General features: G+C 69.5%; 18 protein-coding genes and 1 tRNA gene. 14 read left to right on the top strand and 5 right to left on the bottom strand.

The window, feature by feature from the left end; genetic code table 11:
- Window positions 1-10 precede the first annotated feature (10 nt).
- The 13 genes from VEA80_RS06525 (at window position 11) to VEA80_RS06465 (ending at window position 13,200) form a co-directional block, all read left to right on the top strand.
- Window positions 11-652: a hypothetical protein gene (locus VEA80_RS06525; protein ID WP_325059894.1), complete on the top strand. Its 642-nt coding sequence runs from the start codon at window positions 11-13 to the stop codon at window positions 650-652.
- A complete protein-coding gene (locus VEA80_RS06520) occupies window positions 652-822 on the top strand; it encodes a hypothetical protein (protein WP_325059893.1) in 171 nt (56 codons plus the stop codon). Before VEA80_RS06525 ends, VEA80_RS06520 begins: the two co-directional genes overlap by 1 nt.
- Window positions 822-3,404 (top strand): hypothetical protein, encoded by a 2,583-nt coding sequence (locus VEA80_RS06515; RefSeq protein WP_325059892.1) that lies wholly within the window; start codon window positions 822-824, stop codon window positions 3,402-3,404. The genes VEA80_RS06520 and VEA80_RS06515 overlap by 1 nt, the downstream gene beginning before the upstream one ends.
- Complete coding sequence (locus tag VEA80_RS06510) at window positions 3,404-3,736, top strand: hypothetical protein (protein ID WP_325059891.1); 333 nt, start codon at window positions 3,404-3,406, stop codon at window positions 3,734-3,736. Before VEA80_RS06515 ends, VEA80_RS06510 begins: the two co-directional genes overlap by 1 nt.
- A complete protein-coding gene (locus tag VEA80_RS06505) occupies window positions 3,736-4,206 on the top strand; it encodes a DUF1833 family protein (protein ID WP_325059890.1) in 471 nt (156 codons plus the stop codon). Before VEA80_RS06510 ends, VEA80_RS06505 begins: the two co-directional genes overlap by 1 nt.
- The gene (locus tag VEA80_RS06500; RefSeq protein ID WP_325059889.1) at window positions 4,206-4,682 is read left to right on the top strand and encodes an NlpC/P60 family protein; all 477 of its coding nucleotides are present in this window, start codon (window positions 4,206-4,208) and stop codon (window positions 4,680-4,682) included. Before VEA80_RS06505 ends, VEA80_RS06500 begins: the two co-directional genes overlap by 1 nt.
- Window positions 4,663-8,451, top strand: a complete 3,789-nt coding sequence (gene gpJ / locus VEA80_RS06495) for a TipJ family phage tail tip protein (protein ID WP_325059888.1) — start codon at window positions 4,663-4,665, stop codon at window positions 8,449-8,451. The genes VEA80_RS06500 and gpJ overlap by 20 nt, the downstream gene beginning before the upstream one ends.
- A 15-nt stretch (window positions 8,452-8,466) precedes the next feature.
- Complete coding sequence (locus VEA80_RS06490) at window positions 8,467-11,061, top strand: DUF2793 domain-containing protein (protein WP_325059887.1); 2,595 nt, start codon at window positions 8,467-8,469, stop codon at window positions 11,059-11,061.
- Window positions 11,062-11,065: 4 nt separating this feature from the next.
- Window positions 11,066-11,329 carry a hypothetical protein gene (locus VEA80_RS06485; RefSeq protein ID WP_325059886.1) on the top strand — a complete coding sequence of 88 codons (264 nt, stop codon included), beginning with the start codon at window positions 11,066-11,068 and terminating at the stop codon, window positions 11,327-11,329.
- A gap of 84 nt (window positions 11,330-11,413) precedes the next feature.
- Complete coding sequence (locus VEA80_RS06480) at window positions 11,414-11,896, top strand: hypothetical protein (RefSeq protein ID WP_325059885.1); 483 nt, start codon at window positions 11,414-11,416, stop codon at window positions 11,894-11,896.
- 90 nt (window positions 11,897-11,986) lie between these two features.
- Entirely contained in the window at window positions 11,987-12,256 is a 270-nt protein-coding gene (locus VEA80_RS06475) for a hypothetical protein (protein ID WP_325059884.1), read from the top strand.
- Window positions 12,257-12,283: 27 nt separating this feature from the next.
- A complete protein-coding gene (locus VEA80_RS06470) occupies window positions 12,284-12,946 on the top strand; it encodes a hypothetical protein (RefSeq protein WP_325059883.1) in 663 nt (220 codons plus the stop codon).
- 5 nt (window positions 12,947-12,951) lie between these two features.
- A complete protein-coding gene (locus tag VEA80_RS06465) occupies window positions 12,952-13,200 on the top strand; it encodes a hypothetical protein (RefSeq protein WP_325059882.1) in 249 nt (82 codons plus the stop codon).
- Between the two features lie 273 nt (window positions 13,201-13,473).
- On the opposite strand, the gene VEA80_RS06460 is transcribed toward VEA80_RS06465, so the two are convergent.
- From VEA80_RS06460 to VEA80_RS06445, 4 genes are all read right to left on the bottom strand, one after another.
- On the bottom strand, window positions 13,474-13,710 hold the full coding sequence (locus tag VEA80_RS06460; protein ID WP_325059881.1) for a hypothetical protein: 237 nt from the start codon (window positions 13,708-13,710) through the stop codon (window positions 13,474-13,476).
- Window positions 13,711-13,847: 137 nt separating this feature from the next.
- Window positions 13,848-13,924 (bottom strand) — tRNA-Arg (locus tag VEA80_RS06455).
- A gap of 50 nt (window positions 13,925-13,974) precedes the next feature.
- A complete protein-coding gene (locus VEA80_RS06450) occupies window positions 13,975-14,262 on the bottom strand; it encodes an acylphosphatase (RefSeq protein WP_414731497.1) in 288 nt (95 codons plus the stop codon).
- Window positions 14,263-14,282: 20 nt separating this feature from the next.
- Window positions 14,283-15,296, bottom strand: coding sequence for a P1 family peptidase (locus tag VEA80_RS06445; protein WP_325059879.1), 1,014 nt, complete (start codon window positions 15,294-15,296; stop codon window positions 14,283-14,285).
- 53 nt (window positions 15,297-15,349) lie between these two features.
- Between VEA80_RS06445 and ggt the strand changes: the two genes are divergently transcribed.
- Window positions 15,350-17,104, top strand: a complete 1,755-nt coding sequence (ggt, locus tag VEA80_RS06440; protein ID WP_325059878.1) for a gamma-glutamyltransferase — start codon at window positions 15,350-15,352, stop codon at window positions 17,102-17,104.
- Here ggt and VEA80_RS06435 read toward each other — a convergent pair.
- Entirely contained in the window at window positions 17,101-17,601 is a 501-nt protein-coding gene (locus tag VEA80_RS06435) for a hypothetical protein (protein WP_325059877.1), read from the bottom strand. The two genes, ggt and VEA80_RS06435, sit on opposite strands and share 4 nt — an antisense overlap.
- Between the last annotated feature and the right edge of the window lies 1 nt (window position 17,602).

Here is a 17,602-nt window from a genome sequence, read left to right as displayed (position 1 = left end):
GGTCCAAACGATGACGTTGAAAGTGAAGAAGGCGGGCGCCCAGGCCAAGGCGCCCGTCACGTTCGAACTCGGGCACGGGGCGGTGTTGACCTGCCGCGTGCTCGACGCGTTCGAGCACAAGTTCGCGATGGCCGAAGCGCGCGCCGAGCTCAACGCTTTGATCGCCGGCGACGAGACCAAGCACAATTGGCTTTCGCTCGAGCCGCGGCGCGAGGAGATCCGCACGTCGCAGGCCGCGCAGGCGGCGGCGTACGGCTGGATGCAGGCGGTGCTGCTCGCGGCCGCGGCGGCGACGGCGCTGACCGGCGTCGTCGACGAAGATGGCGTCCCGCTCGATCCGTCGTTCGAGACGTTCGAGCTCTTGTTCAACGACAGCGGCGTCGAGAGCGCGTTCCGACTCGCCGCGTGGCGCGTCGAGCAATTGTGGGATGCGGAAAAAAACGTCTCAGGGCCCGGACCGAATGGGTCTGGGCCGGAGGCGGCGATTGGTGCGACGGCTGCAGAGCCGCCCGAGAGCCCTGCGCCACAGGCGGACGGCGCAAAGGCGAAGACGGACGCTGCCCCTTCGTCGAACACGCCGCCCGCACCGGAGAAGGCGAACTCGCCTGGGACATCGCCGCAAGCGCCGGATGCTGGGAGTTCGCCGGGCTGATGGGCGTCCTGGTCGGCCTCAATTGGGCGGCGGCGGGCGAGCGCATGGACGCGCTTGGCCTCGCCGGCGAGGCGCGCACGCGCGTCGTCGACTTCCTCGGCGCGATCGAAGCCGGCGCGCTGGCGGCTGACGCCGAGCGCCGGCGCGAACAAGGCGAAGGCGAGCGCTGATGGCGAGGATTGTCAAAATCGCCCGCTATGAGGCGGACGGCAGCCAGGTCACGCGCGAGTTCGCCAAGATGGGCGAAGCCGGCGAGAAAATGAGCGAGCGCGTCAAGAAGGGCGCCGGCTCTATGTCGACCTCGTTGCGCGCGATCGACGCCACGGCCGGCGTCGCGCGCGAGAAGATGGAAGGCTTCGCCGGTCAGGCCGGTTCGGTCGGCACGGTGCTGCGTTCGCTCGGGCCGATCGGGCTCGCCGCAGCCGCCGGAGTCGGCGCCCTCACCGCCGGCTTCGTCGCGCTGCAGGGCGCAACGCGCAATGCGGTGCGCGATCTCGGCGCCATTCAGGTCGCAGCGCAGCGTGTTGGCGTCTCGACCGATGCGCTGCAGGAATTGCGCTTCGCCGTGCTCGGCGTCGGCGGCGCGGCCGAACAGGCCGACCAAGCTTACAGCCAATTCGCGGAGAAACTCGGCGAAGCGACGCTGACCCGCGGCGGCGGCGGCTTCGTCGCCTTGCAGCAGCTCGGCTTCGATGACGCGACGATCCTCGCCATGACGTCGGTCGAAGAGGCGCTGCCGCGCATCGCCGAGCGCATCGCCGGTTTGCGCGACGAAGCGCAGCAGACACGAATCGCCAAGGAGCTCGGGCTCGATACGCTGCTGCCGCTGCTGCAGCAAGGCGAAGGCGCGTTCGACCGCGCCGCGCAGGCGGCGCGCGACATGGGCTACGTGCTCGACCGTGAGCTGATCGCGCGCGCCGCCGAGTTCAACGGCCAGTGGAGCCAGGCGGCGGCCGTCATCGACGTGCAGTTCAAGTCGGCGCTGGTCGACCTTGCGCCACACTTCATTTCGCTCGCTGAGACGATCGCCGGCGCGACGCGCAACCTGGTCGACTTCCTCGAACAATTCGACCGGATCGAGGACCGCGCCGCCGGTTCGCTGCGGCGCCAGCTCGCCCGCGCGTCGGCCGAGCAGGCCGAACTCTTCACGCTCTTTGGCGAGGGCGTGCTGCCGTCGAGCGCTGCGCCGCGCTCGGCGCTCGGCAACGAAGGCCTGGTGCTGGCGCGTCAGCGATACGCCGAACTCGAGCGTCAGGCGGGCGACCTCATTCGCGAGATCAACGGCAGGCCGGCCGCCGCGGCGCCGTCGCTGTCGATCGCGCCGACCAACCCGCCAGCATCGCCGGGCGCTGCCGACGCCGAGCTCGCCCGCCACACCCAATTCATCGCGCAGCTGCGCGAAGAGCTGGCCGCCCGTGAGGCGCTGGCGGCGGCGCAGGCCGAGTTTCCGAAGGCTTCGCGCGAAGAAGCCGAAGCGCGCCTGGCGCTGCGTCAGCAGCTCGAAGCGATCAACGCCGCCCGCACCGCCGGCGTCGACATCTCCGACGCCGATCTCGCGCGGCTGCGCGCGCTCACGCAAGCGAACTTCGACGCCGCACAGGCGACGCGCGAGAACGCGCGCGCGCAAGAGCTCGCCGCGGCGAAGGCGCAGGAAGCGGACTTCCTGCGCACGTTCGAAACCGAGCGCGAGCGGCTCGACCGCGAGCAGTTCGAGCTGCGGTCGAGCGGCATGTCGCCGGAGGCGATCGCCCGCGGCGTCGCGCGTCTTCGCGACGAGTACCGAGAGCTCGCCGCGGCGCAGTTCGAGGCCAGCTTCGCCGGTCAGGCGCTTGCCGGCGTAATGGCGGGGCACATTCGCGACTTCGGCGACCTGGGCATGCTGCTGAAGGATCTCGTCGCCGACGCAGCGATCCGAGAAATCCTGGCGGGCGGCGTGTTCCAGGAAGGCGGGATCGGCGGCTTCTTCTCGCGCGTCGGCGACCGCGTCGCCGGCGGACTGACCGGCGACGATGGCGCCACGCTCGACGGTCTGTTCGACGGCTTGCGCGAGATCTTCAATCCGCTGGAAGACGCCGCTGCGAAAGCGGGCGGCGTGTTGGCCGAGGAGCTCGCCGGCGGCGCGCTCGAGGCGGCGGCGAAGAATGCGATCGGCACGGCCGAGACGCTGCGCCACACCGCGGCGACCGGCGCCGCCAGCGTATCGCTCGGCGTCATGACCAAGAGCGCGCAGGCCGCAGCGGCGGCGCTGCAACAGGCGGCGGCGGCCGCCAGCGGCAAAGGCGGAAGCGATTTCGTCAGTGGTCTGTTTTCCATCTTCAGCGCAGGCAATCCATCGCCGGTGGGGCACGGCGGTTTCGGTCCTAAGGGCGGCGGCCTCGCCGGCGGCGGCTCGATGATCCCTGGCTTCAGCCACCGCTTCGCCGAAATGCGGCCGGAACTGTCGATCGTCGGCGGCTGGGGCCAGGTGGCGCCGCCGGCGGCGGTCGATGGGCTCGCCGTGCTGGCGCGGCTCTCGCGCCTGACGCAAGCGCCGGCGCCAATTGCCGCCGCGGCCGGCGGGATGACGGTCAACGTCATCAACCAGTACGGGCCGGACGTCGCTGTCGAAGCGCGCGAAGGCGTTGGCGCCGACGGCGAGCGCGTGCTCGACGTCGTGCTGACGCGCAAGTTCGGCGAGAAGCTGGCGGGCGGGGCGCTCGACAGCGAGATGAACGCGCGTTTCGGCGCGCAGCGGCGGCGGATTCCGCGCTGATGGGCGATCCGTGGCCGGACGTGCGCAAGCCGCTGCGCGAGGGCTGGCAGGGTCCCGCGCCCGATGGCGTGCGTCGCTCGACAATGGACGACGGCACGACGAAGAAGCGCGTCGCCTCGAGCGCGATCGGCGCGGTGGAAGCGTTCACGCTGAAGCTGACCGATTCCGAAGCGGCGCTGGTGCGCGCGCACTGGGACGGCAACAAGGCGCTCCGATTCGCTTTCCCGCATCCGGTCTGGGGCGCCGTCGAAGCCGAGTACGACAGCCCGCCGGTGTTCAGCGAAAAAGGCCTCTTCCGCTTCGTGCAGCTCAGGCTGGAAATTTTCTCCTGATGCCGAGCGCGCGCTTCATCGATGCGGTCGCAGCCGCCAACACCGACGAGCAGCCGGTGGCGCTCGTCACCGTCACGCACGCAGATTTCGGCGGGCCGCTGCGCTGGTGCACGGGCGGCGCCGACATCGTCAGCCGCGGCTTCATTTTCGCGGCCCGGCCGATGACGCCGGTTCCTCCGGGCGAGAGCGCCGACGGCCGGCCGAGCGCGGCGAAGCTCGTGGTCGACAATATCGAGCCGGACGCGGTGGGCGCATTTCGCAGCATCACCGCTGGCCGGCCGAGCGTGCTGATCGAAGTGGTGCTGGCGGCGACGCCCGATACGGTCGAGCAGACCTGGCCTGGACTGCAGATCGTTGCGTCGCGTCCGGCGGCCGACAGCATCGAATGCGACATCGCCGAGCGCGACGACGGCGAAGAGATCTGGCCGTTGCAGGCGTTTACGCCGGGTTCGACTCCGGGGCTGTACTAATGTCCGTTGTGTTCGCCCCGGGCGCCGGCGTCGACCTTACGCCGAACGCCGCTGCGCCGCTCGCGACCTGGGCGCCGCCGCTGCAACTGCGGGGCTGGTTTCAGGACGGCGGCCGCGGTCCGCTCGCCTTCGATTGCTATGGCCTGGCCTATTGGGTGCAGCAGCTGATCGGCCGGCGGGCGCGCGGTTACGAAGAGCTCTATCGCGAACTCGACATCCGGCTGACGCGCGAGGTCGACGCCCTCTTCCGCGCAGAATCGGACGCGTGGCGCAATGTCGCTGCTGGCGGCGTCGGCGACGTGCTGGTGCTGGGCAGCGGCGGGCGCGCGCATCATGTCGGCGTGCTCTGCGGCGCCGGACGGATGCTGCATGCCAGCGCCCAAGCTGGGCTCCGTATCGACCCGATCGAAGGCCGGCGCGGCGTCACGCACGCCGCCGGGCTCAAAGTGTTCGCCTGTGTCGCGCCAAGCCGCTAAACGCCAGGGCGTCAGCGCGGCGGCGCGGTCCGCCGAAAAGCAGGCGGAGGGCAGCCTCGCGCTGCCGTTCGAGGCGCCGCGCGCGTTCGTCCATCCGCCCGGGGCGACGCTGCAGGAGATCGTCGACGCGCTGATCGAGCGCGGTGAGCTCGACGCCGCTTGGCTGCCGCATCTCGAAATCTTCATCGACGACGCCCGCTTCGATCGATCGATCTGGAGCAAGGTGCGCCCGCGCGAAGGCCGCATCGTCGCGCTCCGGGCGCGGCCTGGATACATCCCAGGCGTCACCGAATTCCTCGTCAATCTGGCGATCAATATCGCCATCAGCGCCGGCATTTCGATGCTGACGCAGGCCTTCATCGGCGGCGGCCCGCAAATCCCCGGCTTCGAGCAGATCGCCGACATCGAAGCCTCGCGCAACGAAATCGCCCGCTGGCGCAAGGTGCCGGCCGTGCTGGGGCGGTTCCGGGTTTTTCCGCCGCACGCAGCCAAGCACTACACGCAAGGCCAGGACGAAAAGGTCGTGCTGCGGATGCTGCTGTGCTGGGGCCTCGCGCCCGTGAGCGTCAGCGACCTCAAAATCGGCGACACGCCGATCGAGAAGTTCGCCGGCGTCACTGTGCAGCACAAGCTGACGCCGGCCGACCCGTGGCCGACCATCTTCTCGAGTTCGCCGGACGAAGACGAGGGGCCGGGCCTCATCTCTTCCGAAGACGGCTGGGTCGAGCGCACCACATCGAGCGATCAGTGCGACTTGCTGCAGGTCGAGTTCGCGTTCCCCGAGGGCCTCATCTTCTATTCGAGCGACGGCTCGCTGAAGACCTGGGGGATCGAGTTCCGAATTCGCTATCGCGAGACCGGCACAACGCAATGGCTCGATTTCGTCAGCGGCGAAGCCGCCGACGAGGGTCATTTCTACGATATCGACGGCGTCAAGAAGCAAAAGCCGTTCCGGATGAATTTCGAGAAAGCGGTCGCGCGCGGGCGCTACGACGTCGCGGTCAAGCGCACGCTCGCCGACGATCCGGGGCCGAAGGGCAAGAACGCGTTCCAGTGGTCGATGCTGAGGAGCTTCACCTTCGCCGCGCCGGTGACGGACAATAATCTGGCCGTCACTGCGATCGAGATCGAAGCCAGCGATCAGCTCGACGGCGTCGTCGATCTCATCAACGGCGTGGCGCAGCGGATCGCGCCGCGCTGGGATTCGGTCGCGGAAGCGTACGGGTCCGAAGCCGAAACCTCGAACCCGTCCGAACTTTTCCGCTGGATCGCGTGCGGGCCTGGCGCGCCGAACCCGCGCGATCCTGCAACCGAGGTCGACGACGCCGCGCTCGGCGCCTGGGCCGAGCTCTGCCACGAACGCGGCTGGCGCTGCGACATGGAATTGCGCGCTGGCGCGGGACAAGACGAGATCATGCGCCAGGTGGCGCAATGCGGCCGCGCCAGCCCGATCACACGTAACGGCAAGCTCTCGGTCGTCATCGACGACGTGAAGCCGGCGCCGCGGCAGGTGTTCACGGCGCGCAACGCCTGGGGCTTTCGCAGCCAGCGCCGTTACGCGCTGCCGACGCATGCGGTGCGCTGCCAGTTCAACAACGCCGAAAAAGATTACCAGCCCGACGAGATGCTGGTGTTCTTTCCGGGCTATGACGAAAACACCGCCGATCCTGGGCGCATCGTCGCGCTGAAGACCGGCGGCAAAATCTATCCGAACGAAGTGCGCGAAGCGGCGCTGAGATACATCGCCGAAGCGTTGATCCGGGTCGAAGACTATTCCTGGCGTTGCGATTGGGAAAACCTCGCCTGCGGCAGGGGCGACCGCGTAGCCATCGCCCATTTCGTCATCGCGGTCGGGCGCCAATCGGCGCGGGTGAAGAGCCTGACGCTCGACGGCGCCGCAGAGAACGTGCTCGCGCTGACGCTCGACGAATTCGTGACGCAGAGCGCGGGCGACACGTACGGCCTCGCTTGGCGGCAGGTGGCCGGCGGCGAGATGACACGCACGGTGTTGCCGCTGACGAACATGGAAAACGGCCGCGGCAAGGTGGTGACTCTGGCGACGCCGCAGCCCGTCGCCAATGCGCCGAAGGTTGGCGATCTCGTCGTCTTCGGCGATGCGGGCATCGAGACGCTCGACGCGACCGTGACGGACATCCAGCGCGCGCCGGAGCTCGAGGCCGAGATCCGCGCCCTGCCCTACGATCCGGGTCTGTTCGACGGCGACCTCGAAGGCCTCACCGAGTTCGACGACGACACCACGTACGACGACGACACGCTGAACATTCAGGATCTCGGCGGCTTCCAGTCGGCCGTGTCCGGAGAAGCGTTCCCGCCGCCGCCGAAGCCGCAGATCGTCAACAAGCTCGCCAATTCGAGCGGCATCTTCGTCGACTATACCTTCCCGGCGAAGGACGCCTGGCGCGTCAACAAACTCGAACTCTATCAACGCCGGGACGACGACGACGGCGTGTTCGAACTCGTGCGGGTGCTGCCGGGGGATGCGCGGCTGGCCGCATTCGGCGCCGGCCAATTGGGTTTGGGCTATCTGCTGAAGCTGGTTGCGATCGACGTCCGCGGCCGGCGCACCGAAAGCGACATCATCGAAGTGGTGAGCCAGGCGGCGGCGCTGCCGTTCAGCGGCTTTCTGACCAGGCCGTCAGCCGTGGTCGCGACCGACTCTGACGGCGCCGGCGGCGATTACAGCGCCGCGGGCGGGGTGTTCAAGATTCAGATCGGCGACGTCGTGCTCGACGAGATCGTCGATGACGACGGCGTCGCTTCGGCGTCGTTTACGGTGGTGAGCGCAACGCCTGGCCTTTCGATCTCGATCGACGCGGAAGGCGTATACGCGATCGCGGGGCTGACGCTCGACAGCGGCCAGGCGGTGCTGCGCGCGGTGCGCAATGGCGTCGCGTTCGACCGCACCTACGAGATCGCCAAGAACAAGGCCGCGGCGCCGAGCGAGCCGGAAACTCCGCCGTCAGGCTTTTCGGCGACGATCGAGCTCACGTCGACTTCGGCCGGCGTCAATTTGCGCGAGCTCGCCAACGCGGCGGGCTATACCGGGTTCTCCGATGCGCACGTGACTTTCGTCGTGCCGGACGGCGTCACCGTCATGGGCGCACCTGGCGCGCCGAACGGCGGCGTTGCGATCGACACGGGCCCTTGGCCGACGGCAGAGTACGCGATCGATCTCTCGCTCGTCGTCGAGGCCGGCGGGCGCGTCATCGGCGGCGCCGGCAAAGGCGGCGACGGCGTGCCGTACAATCACGGCGCGCCAGGCGGGCAAGGCGGCGACGCCATCTATCTGCGCGCGCCGCTCTCGGTCGACAACGAAGGCGACATCTGGGGCGGCGGCGGCGGCGGCGGCGCAGGCGGCTGCGCGCGCGGACGGTTTTCGTTTTCCGATCTCAACGCCGGCGGAAGCGGCGGCGGCGGCGGCCAGCCGAACGGACCGCCGGGCGCTGGCGCCGACATCAACGGGGCCGACGGCAATGCCGGCGCGGCAGGCACGCAGCTGGCGCCTGGGGCTGGCGGCGCGCGGGTCAAGAACTCGGATTTCGCGCAGGCTGGCAAGGGCGGGGACGGCGGCGCCTACGGCGCGGCGGGCCAAGCGGGCGAGAACGCGCTCGTCGGCGCCAAGAACAAGTGGAACGGCGGGGCCGGCGGCGCGCCCGGCGGCGCCGGCATCAACGCCAACGGCAATGCAGCGCCCGTGACCGGGCCCGGCGAAATCATCGGCGGCGTCATCGGCGCGGCTGAAGACTAAAGGGAAGCTTTCGACATGGCGGGGATCGTGAAGAGCGCGGGCGCGTTGGCGTTCCGCGATTACGTCACTGACGGCGTGCCGGGCTCCGGCAAGAAGAAAGTCTCGAAAGCCGATGTGCGCCGTGTGTTCGCGCTGGTCGAGAAGTTCGCGCAGATCAAAGCCGTTTCGATCACGACGACGGTGCAGCCGTCATCGCCGGCGGACGGCGCGATCTACATCCTGCCAAGCGGCCGCAGCGGCGCGCAGTGGGGCGCGTTCGCGATCGGCGCCCTCGCCCTCTACGAGACCGGCCGCGGCTGGAGCGAAGTGCTGCCCGACGACGGCTGGACAGCGTTCGTCACCGATACGCAGCGGCGCTACGAGTGGAAGGACAGCGCCTGGGGCTGGAGCGATCCGCTTGGCGCGAGCACGATCGACACCGATGCGACGTTCGCGGCCAACAGCGACGCGAAGGTGCCGTCGCAAAAGGCGGTGAAGACGGCGCTCGACGCAAAGCTGGCGGCGAGCGCGATCGACACGGATGCTGCGCTCGGCGCCAACAGCAACGCGCTGGTCCCCTCGCAGGCGGCGGTCAAGGCCTACATCGACGGCCTGCTCGCGGCGAATGACGCGGCCGTTTACAAGGGCGCGATCGACGCGTCGGCCAATCCGAACTATCCGGCCGCCAGCGCCGGCCACACCTACCGCATCTCTGTCGCCGGCAAGATCGGCGGCGCCGCCGGGCCCAGCGTGCAAGTCGGCGACATTGCGCTCTGCCACGTCGACGGCTCGGCCGCCGGCGATCACGCGACCGTCGGCGCGAACTGGAATATCATCCAGACCAATATCGACGGCGCCGTGGTCGGGCCCGCAAGCGCGACCGACGGGCACATCGCCCAGTTCGACGGCGCGACCGGCAAGCTCTTGAAGGGCGGCCTGCAGCTCGACAGCGACACGACGCTCGCCGCCAATAGCAATGAGCGCGTCGCATCGCAGGCGGCGGTGAAGGCGTATGTCGACGGCGGGCTGGCTGGGAAGGCGCCGCTGGCTTCGCCGGCGCTGACCGGCACACCGACCGCGCCGACGCCGGCGCCGGGGACGAACACGACGCAGCTCGCCAACACCGCTTTCGTGACGGCCGCGATCGACGCGCTGATCGCGGCGGCGCCAGGCGCGCTGAACACGCTCGACGAGCTCGCCGCCGCACTCGGCGACGACGCTAATTTCGCCGCGACCGTGACCGCGGCGCTGGCGGCGAAGGCGCCGCTCGCCTCGCCGGCGCTGACGGGTTCGCCGACCGCGCCTACGCCGGGCGAGCACGACAACGACACCAGTATCGCGACCTCCGCCTATGTGATGACGGCGATCAAGAACGCCTTCGGCATGACGCCGGAGATGTTCGGGGCCGTCGGCAACGGCGTCGCGGACGACACGACTGCGCTGACCAATTGGCTGAACGCCGTCATGGCGTCGTCGCGCCGGGTCGGTTTCCTCGGCTATAAATCCTATCGCATCACCGGGGCGCTGCCACAGATCAACGTGCCGGGCGTGCGCATTTATGGCGCCGGCCGTTCATCCAGCCACGACGTCGGCTCCGCCCAGGGCTCGATCATACTCTGCGCCGGGACCGCGGGGTACACGGCGCTGACGGTCGCGCCGACCTCGGGCGCCGGCAATCAGCGTTTGGACGGAATTGAACTCATCGGCTTCACGGTCAACGCCAACAGCGTGGCCGCCGTCGGCGTTGCGCTGCTCAGCTGCTTCAACTGGCGCGCCGAGGTTTCGGTGCACGAAGCGACGAGCAGCGGACTGCTTCTCGGCGTGGTGGCTTCGCTTGGCGAAGCGCGGGACACGCAACGCGGTCTGCTGCGCTTCTCCGGCCGCCAGGCGCTCAATGCGGCGCCGGCGCTGCGTCTCACCGGCGACACCGGCGCGAACACGTCGAAGAACATCTTCCTCGAAATCGACATCCTGCATCGCGACGAAATCGGCATCATCGAGGAAAACGCCGACAACAATCACTGGCTCGACGTGCGCTGCAGCCGCGCCAGCGGCGGCAGCGCGGCGTACGGCTGGGAGTGCCGCGGCGGCGCGACCGAGCCGCAATCGGTTCGCCACGAAATCATCTACAAGTATTCAGGCACCGTGCCGCTCATCGCTCGCGGCACGGAGAGCTACACGGTCGCCTCGCAAGGCATCGACATCCGTTACAACGACGTCTCGAACGGGACGCCTGATCCGGTCGAAGGGACCGGCGCGATCATCTTCGGCGATCATTGGCGGCAATCGACACCAACGCCGGTCGCCGGTGTCGGCGCGCTGACGGCGGCGACGAGCGAGCTGCGCTGGCGGCGGCGGCGGAAGCAAGTCGAGTTTCAGATCGCGATAACGATTACGACGAACGGAACGGGAGCGTCCTATATCAGCGTGCCGATGCCGGCGACGTCAGCGAACGGGACCGGCTTCGACGCCGTGTTCTGCGGCAAGGAAGTGCAGGCGACGGGCAGCATTCTCTCGGCGCGAATCGCGCCGAACACGTCGACCCTGGTCATCCAGACCTTCAATGGCGGCTATCCCGGCGCAGACGGCTACAAGCTCGTGACGGCTGGCGCTTACGCGGCGGCGGCGTGACGCGATGACCTTCGACGATATCTTCGCAGCCGCGCCGATCGGCGCGCGCCTCGCCGTGAGCGACGGCCGGCCGCAGCCGCCGGAACGCGCAGTGCAGCGCCTGCGCGCCTGGCGCTCGCACAATTTCGAGGGACCGCTGGAGGAAAAGCTCGAGGCGAGCGAGAGCCAGCCCCGGCGGCTGAAAATCCGCGCCGTCGACCAGCTCGGCCTGACCGTCTCCTACACGGTCGCCGAGAACGTCGAGCACACATTCACGCTGCTCGACTGACCAGATCCTGCGCCGGGCCGTTGGGGCCGCCGGCGACGTGAACAGGATGAACGCGGCCCCATGCAACAATCGAGGAGAACGACGATGAAGAGACTTTGTCTCGCACTGGCGCTCGCGCCGGCTTTCCTGCTGACCGCCTGCGCGACCGACGGCATGGACACGGGCGGTGCCGGCGGCGCAGCCGATCAGCCGCTCGACGCCGACGTTGCCGAGCTCGAGCGCGAAGTGCAGAAGGCGGTCGACCGCAATGTGCGCGCCCGCGAGGAGCTGGCCGCTTCCAACGCCGAACTCGATGCGGTCGAAGCGAAGATCGCCGACGGCGCCCAGAAGGCGCTCGACTTCCTGCGCGCCTATCGCAATCCGGTGACGCCGAATCCGGCCGAGCCGATCGCGCCCGACGTCGCCGCGCCGGCGCCGGCGGCAGAGCCGCCGGTGTTCACCGATGTGGCGTCGCCGGAGCTCACGCCCGAGACCACGAGCGGAGGCTTCGCCGAGACGATCGGCGAAACGTTCGTCGTGCCGGCCGAGGTGAGCGGCGAGGCCTCGGCCGAAACCGGCGCCGGCTAAAGCCCCGGCCGAGACCGAAGCCCGGCGTAGGGGCAGCCTTGCGCCGGGCTTCACCACTTCTTCAGCACCGCGCGGGGGAGCGCCAAGCACTTGACCACACCAGAAGATACGCGCGCGCTGATCGTCGACACGGTCGAGGAAACGCTGCAACGCCTCGGCATCGACGTCTCGACGCCGGAGGGCATCGAAGAGTTTCGCGCCGATCTCCGCTTCGCCCGCGAGATGCGGACGGCGACGGACGAAGTGAAACGCGCCAGCCTGATGGCCGCGGTCGGCACCGTGGTGACAGGCGGCATCGCGGCCATTCTGCTGGCGCTCCGGCATTGGCTGCTCAACAGCCCGCCGCCCCCGGCCGGCTGAACGGATTTCAACAACGGAGTAGGAAACATGAAACTCGCGCATCTTTGCGCGGCGTTCGCGATCGCGTGCGCCGCCCTCATGTCGATCGCGCCGCCGGCGGCGGCGCAGGACTATGCGATCGATTCCAGTGTCGTGCACCCCGGCGCCGATCGCGTTGTGCTGCAACAGCCGAGCGCCGAGCCGTCGGCGCAGTACGAGACGGCCGAGCTCACGCAGTACCAGAACGATGCGGCGGACGGCGGCACTTCGCTGCCGTGGGGCGATCTCATCGCCGAGCTGCTCAACATGTTCGGGGCGCTCGTCGTCGCGGCCGTGCTGTTCGTTTTCCGCAAGCTGCCGGCCGAGGTCATCGCAACCTTGAACGCGGCCTGCATGATGCTCTTCCAAAAACACGCGAACGAGCTGATCGGCCACGCCGTAAACTACGGGATCAATGTCACGGCAGGCGCCGTGCGCGGGAAGACCCTCGATTTCAAGGTCGGCAGCGCGGTGCTCGAGCGCGCGACGGATTACGCGGCGGAGCGCGCGCCGTGGTTCGTCAAGGTCATTCTCGGGGGCGCGGCGAATGTCCGTCAGATGATCGCGGCGCGACTCGAACTCGCCGAAGACGTGGCGCTGCCGCTGGCGAAGCCGCCGGCCGAGGCGTCGTTCGTCTCGGCGGCGCCGCCGGCCCCGGCGTCGGCCGCTTAAGCCCCATGCTCGGCTCCGTCATCGACTGGGCCAAGTTCGCCCTGCTCGCGCTCTCCCTGGTCGACAAGCTCGTCGATTGGGTTGAGCGCGAGCAGCTGCGGGGCGAGCTCCAGCGCGAGAATTTCCGCAAGCAAGTGGAGAAGCACCATGCCGACGTCGCCGCCGCGCGCGCGATTCGCGAGCGCACTCGCGCTGAGCTCGATGCTGCTCCTGACAAGCTGCGTGAGCATCCCGACGCGCATTTTCGGGATTGAAGAGGAAGAGGCGCCGCGCAGCGTGCCCTGCGAAGCGCTCGAGCTTTTTCAGCCGTCACGCGCCGACACTGACGGCACGATCGCACAGGCGATCGCACACAACCGCGTCTTCGATCGCTTCTGCGGGGCGGCCGGCGAGTAGAGCTCTCTCGCCGGCCCGCGCTCCTCGATCGCGCGCTGGCGGGCGGGACGCGGGTCCGGGCGGGGCCTGACCCCTCCTCGCCCGGACCCGCGATCGCGCTGCAGCTGCTGGCAGCTGACGATTCGAGGGGGTTAACGCCGGCCACGCTTGCCGAGGCGGCCAGGCGGCTCGCAGCGGACGCTGACATGGTCGCGCGATCCGCACCGGCCGCAGCGCGCCGGAATCTCGTTTAAGCGCCGCTCCTCTCCCCACCGTCTAATCGCTTCGCGGATATCGACCTTGCCGACGTGCGCGCAGGCGCCCGGCCGGACGCAATAGAACGCCACGCGCAGGCTGCCCTGCTCGTAAGCCTGTTTTAAAGTGATCATCGCGGCTCTTCCGCGACCCCATGCACGCGGGATTTAGGCGCGGGGCGCGGGTGCGTCCAGAACGACGGGTGAACGCGCCTGTGTCCACCGATTGTCTACGCAGTGTCTACGGCTCTGTGGATATCAGAGCTAAGTGCTGGCGCGCCCGAAGAGATTCGAACTCCTGACCCCCAGATTCGTAGTCTGGTGCTCTATCCAGCTGAGCTACGGGCGCGAAGGGCGCGTGCATAGCCGCACCTTGCGGCTGTTGCAAGGCGGGCGGGGCTAGAGCGTGGGAAGAACGCTGAAATGGGCCAGCTCCGGCGGAGCGGCGGTTTCTTCGAGGTCGATGCTTTCGACTTGGCCGCCCGGCGGGCCCTTGCGGCAGGCGATCAGCATCTCGCCGACCGCCTCCGGCGGACCGGCGATCAGCGCCTCGACGCTACGGTCGCGCCGGTTGCGGACCCAGCCGCGCAGGCCGAGGCGCTCGGCTTCGCTCTGCACGAAGGCGCGGTAGCCGACGCCCTGGACGAGGCCGGTGATGGTGAGGCGCAGGGCGCGCTCGTCTGCCATGCGCCCGATATAGATCGGCTTCAAGCCAAGTCGCGCCAGGCCCGGTGCGGGCCGACGCTCTGGGCGGCGTAGACGCCGCGGGCGACGGCGCGGGCAAGGCAGTCGGCGGCGAGTGCGCCGAAGCGCGCGAGCGCGAGTTGGCGTGGCTCCGGCGCGGGCCGCGCGGCGGTGGCGAGCGCGAAGACGACATCGCCGTCGAACGGCGCGAACACGGGCCGAATCGCGCGGGCGAGGCCGGCGCTCGCCATTTGCGCGAGGCGCTTGGCTTCGGCGGGGGTGAGATCGGCGTCGACGGCGACGCAGGCGATCGTGGTGTTGGCGCGCGGCGCGGGGTTGAGCTTGGCCCCGCTCCAATCCTCGGCGTCGAAACGCTGCGCGGGATCGGGCGCGACGGCGCCGAACTCGCCGTCGATCTCGAATGGATGCGCCCAGAACGCGCGCTGGTTCGGCAGCGTCGTCGCGCCCCAGCTGTTCACGCAAGCGAGCGCGGCGACGGTGAAGCCGTCCGCGGTGACGATGCTGGCGGCGCCCTGCCCTCCCTTCAGCGCGCCGGCGAGCGCGCCCATGCCGGCGCCGGCGTTGCCGAGCGGAGCGTCACGGCCGCGCGCCGCGTAGGCCTTGCGGCCGAGCGTGGCGTAAGGCGGCGCATCGCCCCAGGCTTTGTCACCGCCATTGGCGAGATCGTAGAGGATTGCGGCCGGCACAACCGGCGAGCGCGGGACGCCGGGCACATCGCGCAGCGCGAAGCCTTTGCCTTCCGCGCCCATCGCTGCGACGACGCCATCGGCGGCGCCGAGCCCGTACACCGAGCCGCCGGCGAGCACGACCGCATCTACCGCATCGACCAGATTCTCAGCCGCCAGCGCATCGGTCTCGCGCGTGCCTGGGCCGCCGCCGCGCACGTCGACGGCGCACACCGCGCGCGCTTCGGGAACGATCACCGTCACGCCCGTCAGCGCCTTCGCGTCCTCGGCGCAGCCTATAGACAAACCTTGGACATCGCTCAAAGAATTGTATCGGCCGGGACGCGCCATGGCGGGTCTTTCGCATTTGTCCAAACGACCTCGCCCTCGTAGAAAGCGCCCCGATGTTTGACAAGCTCGCTCTCTTGCAGCGCACCTTCGCGGCGCTTTTCGTCACCATTGCGCTCGCCGCTTGCGCTGTCACCGAGGGCGGCGTCGGCTCGAGCGCTTCGCCGCGCGGTGAAGCGATGGCGGCGGCGGCCAATCCGCACGCAGTAGAGGCCGCGCTCGAAATGCTGCGCGCCGGCGGCAGCGCCGTCGATGCGGCGATCGCGGCCGAGATGGTGCTGGGGCTGGTGGAGCCGCAATCGTCCGGCGTGGGCGGCGGCGGCTTTCTCTTGTTCTACGATGCGCAGAGTGAGCGCATCAGCGGCTATGACGGGCGCGAATGGGCGCCCGCAGGCGCGACCGCGACGATGTTTCTCGGCGCCGACGGCGAGCCGCTGCGCTTTCTCGATGCGCGCACGAGCGGACGCGCGGTTGGCGTGCCGCTGCTGGTGGCGATGCTGAAGCTGGCGCACGAGGATCACGGGCGCTTGCCGTGGGCGCAGTTGTTCGGGCCGGCGGAACGGCTTGCGGAGGAAGGCTTCGAAGTCTCGCCGCGCCTGGCGCGCTTCATCGCCGCGCAGGCCCGCACCGGGCGGCTCCGCGCAGACTTCCAGACCCGCGCCTATTTCTTCGACCGCCGCGGCGACCCGCTGGGCGAAGGCGCGACACTGCGCAATCCGGAGTACGCCGCAACGATGCGCGCGGTCGCGGAGCAAGGCCCGGACGCGCTGCGGCAAGGGCCGATTGCGGAGGGGATCGTCGCGGCCGTGCAGCGCAATCCGCGCGGCGGCGCGATGACGCTGCAGGATCTGCAGACCGCGCAGCCGCGCCGGTTCGAACCGGTATGCGGCGCATTCCGCGTCTATCGCGTCTGCACGACGGCGCCGCCCGCTTCCGGCAGCGCGGTGCTGCAGATCCTCGGCGTCTACGAGCGCCTGCGGCCCGCGCCTGTCGGCGCTGAGAGCGCCGACGATTGGGCCGCGTTCCTGTGGGCGAGCCGCCTGGGCTACGCCGACCGCGATCATTACGTCGCCGACGATTCGTTCGTGCCGGTGCCGACCGAGCAGATGATCGAGCCGGGCTATCTCGCCGCGCGCGCATCGCTGGCCGATCTGTCGCGCGCGCCCGAGCGCGTCAATCCGGGCATGCCGGCAGGCGAGGAACTGTATAATCACTGGGGCCGCGATGTGGGTCCGGAGAGTGGCACCACGCACCTTTCGATCGTGGACGCCTGGGGCAACGCCGTTTCGCTGACGGCGACCGTCGAAGCGGCGTTCGGCTCGCAGCGGATGACTCATGGCTTCCTGCTCAACAACGAGCTGACCGACTTCTCGCTTGCGCCGACGCTGAACGGGCGGCCGGTGGCGAACGCGGTCGAGCCGCGCAAACGGCCGCGCTCCTCCATGTCGCCGACGATCGTCACCGACCGCAACGGCGAGTTGGTGCTGGTGGTCGGCTCGCCGGGCGGTTCGGCCATCGTCGGCTACGTCGCGCGCACGACGATCGGCATTCTGGACTGGAATTTGCCGGTGCAGGAGGCGGTCAATCTGAGCAATGCGACGGCGCGGACCTCGCCAGCGAACATCGAGGAAGAGCGAATGCCAGCAGGCGTCGCCGCCGAACTGCGCCGCCGCGGCTGGGAGCTGCGCGATGTCGCGGGACTGGAGGAAAGCGGGCTGCACGCCATTCGCGTGACGCCGAACGGGCTCGAGGGCGGCGCCGATCCGCGGCGCGAAGGCGTGGTCGGACGCGTGCCGGCGCCGGCGCGCTAACGCGACAGCAAGTCGAGCAAGAGGCCGTAATCGTCGTCCATCAAGCCGTTGCGGCGCGCGCGGGCGACGGCTTCGCGGCCCTGATCGGCCGTGCGCGGGGCCCAGCTTTCCAGCGCATCGCAGCGTTGTTCGCTCGGACGCGCGCGACGATCAGTGACGACGGCGAAGAGTTCGCGCACGTACCGGCGCACGCCTTCGCGGACTTCCGCTTCATCGCCTCGGCTCATCGCGGCGCTCATCGCGCCCATTTCGAGCGCGCCGACGAGGCCGGCGTCGATGACCGCGCGCGGCGCCACGCCGCAAGCGACGCTGTCGCCTAGCGCGTGCGACCAGTTCTCCGTCGCGCGATCCACCTGCGCCTGCGTCGGCCGGCCGGCCAGGAACGAAGCCAAAGCGCCGCGGCTCGCGGCGTCGGCGTAAAACGGCGCAGGCAGTCCGCCGCTTGCGGTGGCGCAGGCGGCGAGCGCGGCGGCGAGAGCTAGGGCGGCGAGCCGCATG

Source organism: Vitreimonas sp. (genome assembly GCF_035627415.1).
Taxonomy (GTDB): domain Bacteria; phylum Pseudomonadota; class Alphaproteobacteria; order Caulobacterales; family Aquidulcibacteraceae; genus Vitreimonas.
The sequence above is the reverse complement of the archived record's forward strand: the minus strand, read 5'-3'. Positions and strand labels throughout refer to the sequence as shown.

What these genes read in the sequence shown, in the direction of transcription:
- VEA80_RS06525 (WP_325059894.1), top strand. Translation starts at nt 11, where the DNA reads ATGACGTTGAAAGTGAAGAAGGCGGGCGCCCAGGCCAAGGCGCCCGTC.
- VEA80_RS06520 (WP_325059893.1), top strand. Translation starts at nt 652, where the DNA reads ATGGGCGTCCTGGTCGGCCTCAATTGGGCGGCGGCGGGCGAGCGCATG.
- VEA80_RS06515 (WP_325059892.1), top strand. Translation starts at nt 822, where the DNA reads ATGGCGAGGATTGTCAAAATCGCCCGCTATGAGGCGGACGGCAGCCAG.
- VEA80_RS06510 (WP_325059891.1), top strand. Translation starts at nt 3,404, where the DNA reads ATGGGCGATCCGTGGCCGGACGTGCGCAAGCCGCTGCGCGAGGGCTGG.
- VEA80_RS06505 (WP_325059890.1), top strand. Translation starts at nt 3,736, where the DNA reads ATGCCGAGCGCGCGCTTCATCGATGCGGTCGCAGCCGCCAACACCGAC.
- VEA80_RS06500 (WP_325059889.1), top strand. Translation starts at nt 4,206, where the DNA reads ATGTCCGTTGTGTTCGCCCCGGGCGCCGGCGTCGACCTTACGCCGAAC.
- VEA80_RS06490 (WP_325059887.1), top strand. Translation starts at nt 8,467, where the DNA reads ATGGCGGGGATCGTGAAGAGCGCGGGCGCGTTGGCGTTCCGCGATTAC.
- VEA80_RS06485 (WP_325059886.1), top strand. Translation starts at nt 11,066, where the DNA reads ATGACCTTCGACGATATCTTCGCAGCCGCGCCGATCGGCGCGCGCCTC.
- VEA80_RS06480 (WP_325059885.1), top strand. Translation starts at nt 11,414, where the DNA reads ATGAAGAGACTTTGTCTCGCACTGGCGCTCGCGCCGGCTTTCCTGCTG.
- VEA80_RS06470 (WP_325059883.1), top strand. Translation starts at nt 12,284, where the DNA reads ATGAAACTCGCGCATCTTTGCGCGGCGTTCGCGATCGCGTGCGCCGCC.
- VEA80_RS06465 (WP_325059882.1), top strand. Translation starts at nt 12,952, where the DNA reads ATGCTCGGCTCCGTCATCGACTGGGCCAAGTTCGCCCTGCTCGCGCTC.
- VEA80_RS06460 (WP_325059881.1), bottom strand. Translation starts at nt 13,710, where the DNA reads ATGATCACTTTAAAACAGGCTTACGAGCAGGGCAGCCTGCGCGTGGCG.
- VEA80_RS06450 (WP_414731497.1), bottom strand. Translation starts at nt 14,262, where the DNA reads ATGGCAGACGAGCGCGCCCTGCGCCTCACCATCACCGGCCTCGTCCAG.
- VEA80_RS06445 (WP_325059879.1), bottom strand. Translation starts at nt 15,296, where the DNA reads ATGGCGCGTCCCGGCCGATACAATTCTTTGAGCGATGTCCAAGGTTTG.
- ggt (WP_325059878.1), top strand. Translation starts at nt 15,350, where the DNA reads ATGTTTGACAAGCTCGCTCTCTTGCAGCGCACCTTCGCGGCGCTTTTC.
- VEA80_RS06435 (WP_325059877.1), bottom strand. Translation starts at nt 17,601, where the DNA reads ATGCGGCTCGCCGCCCTAGCTCTCGCCGCCGCGCTCGCCGCCTGCGCC.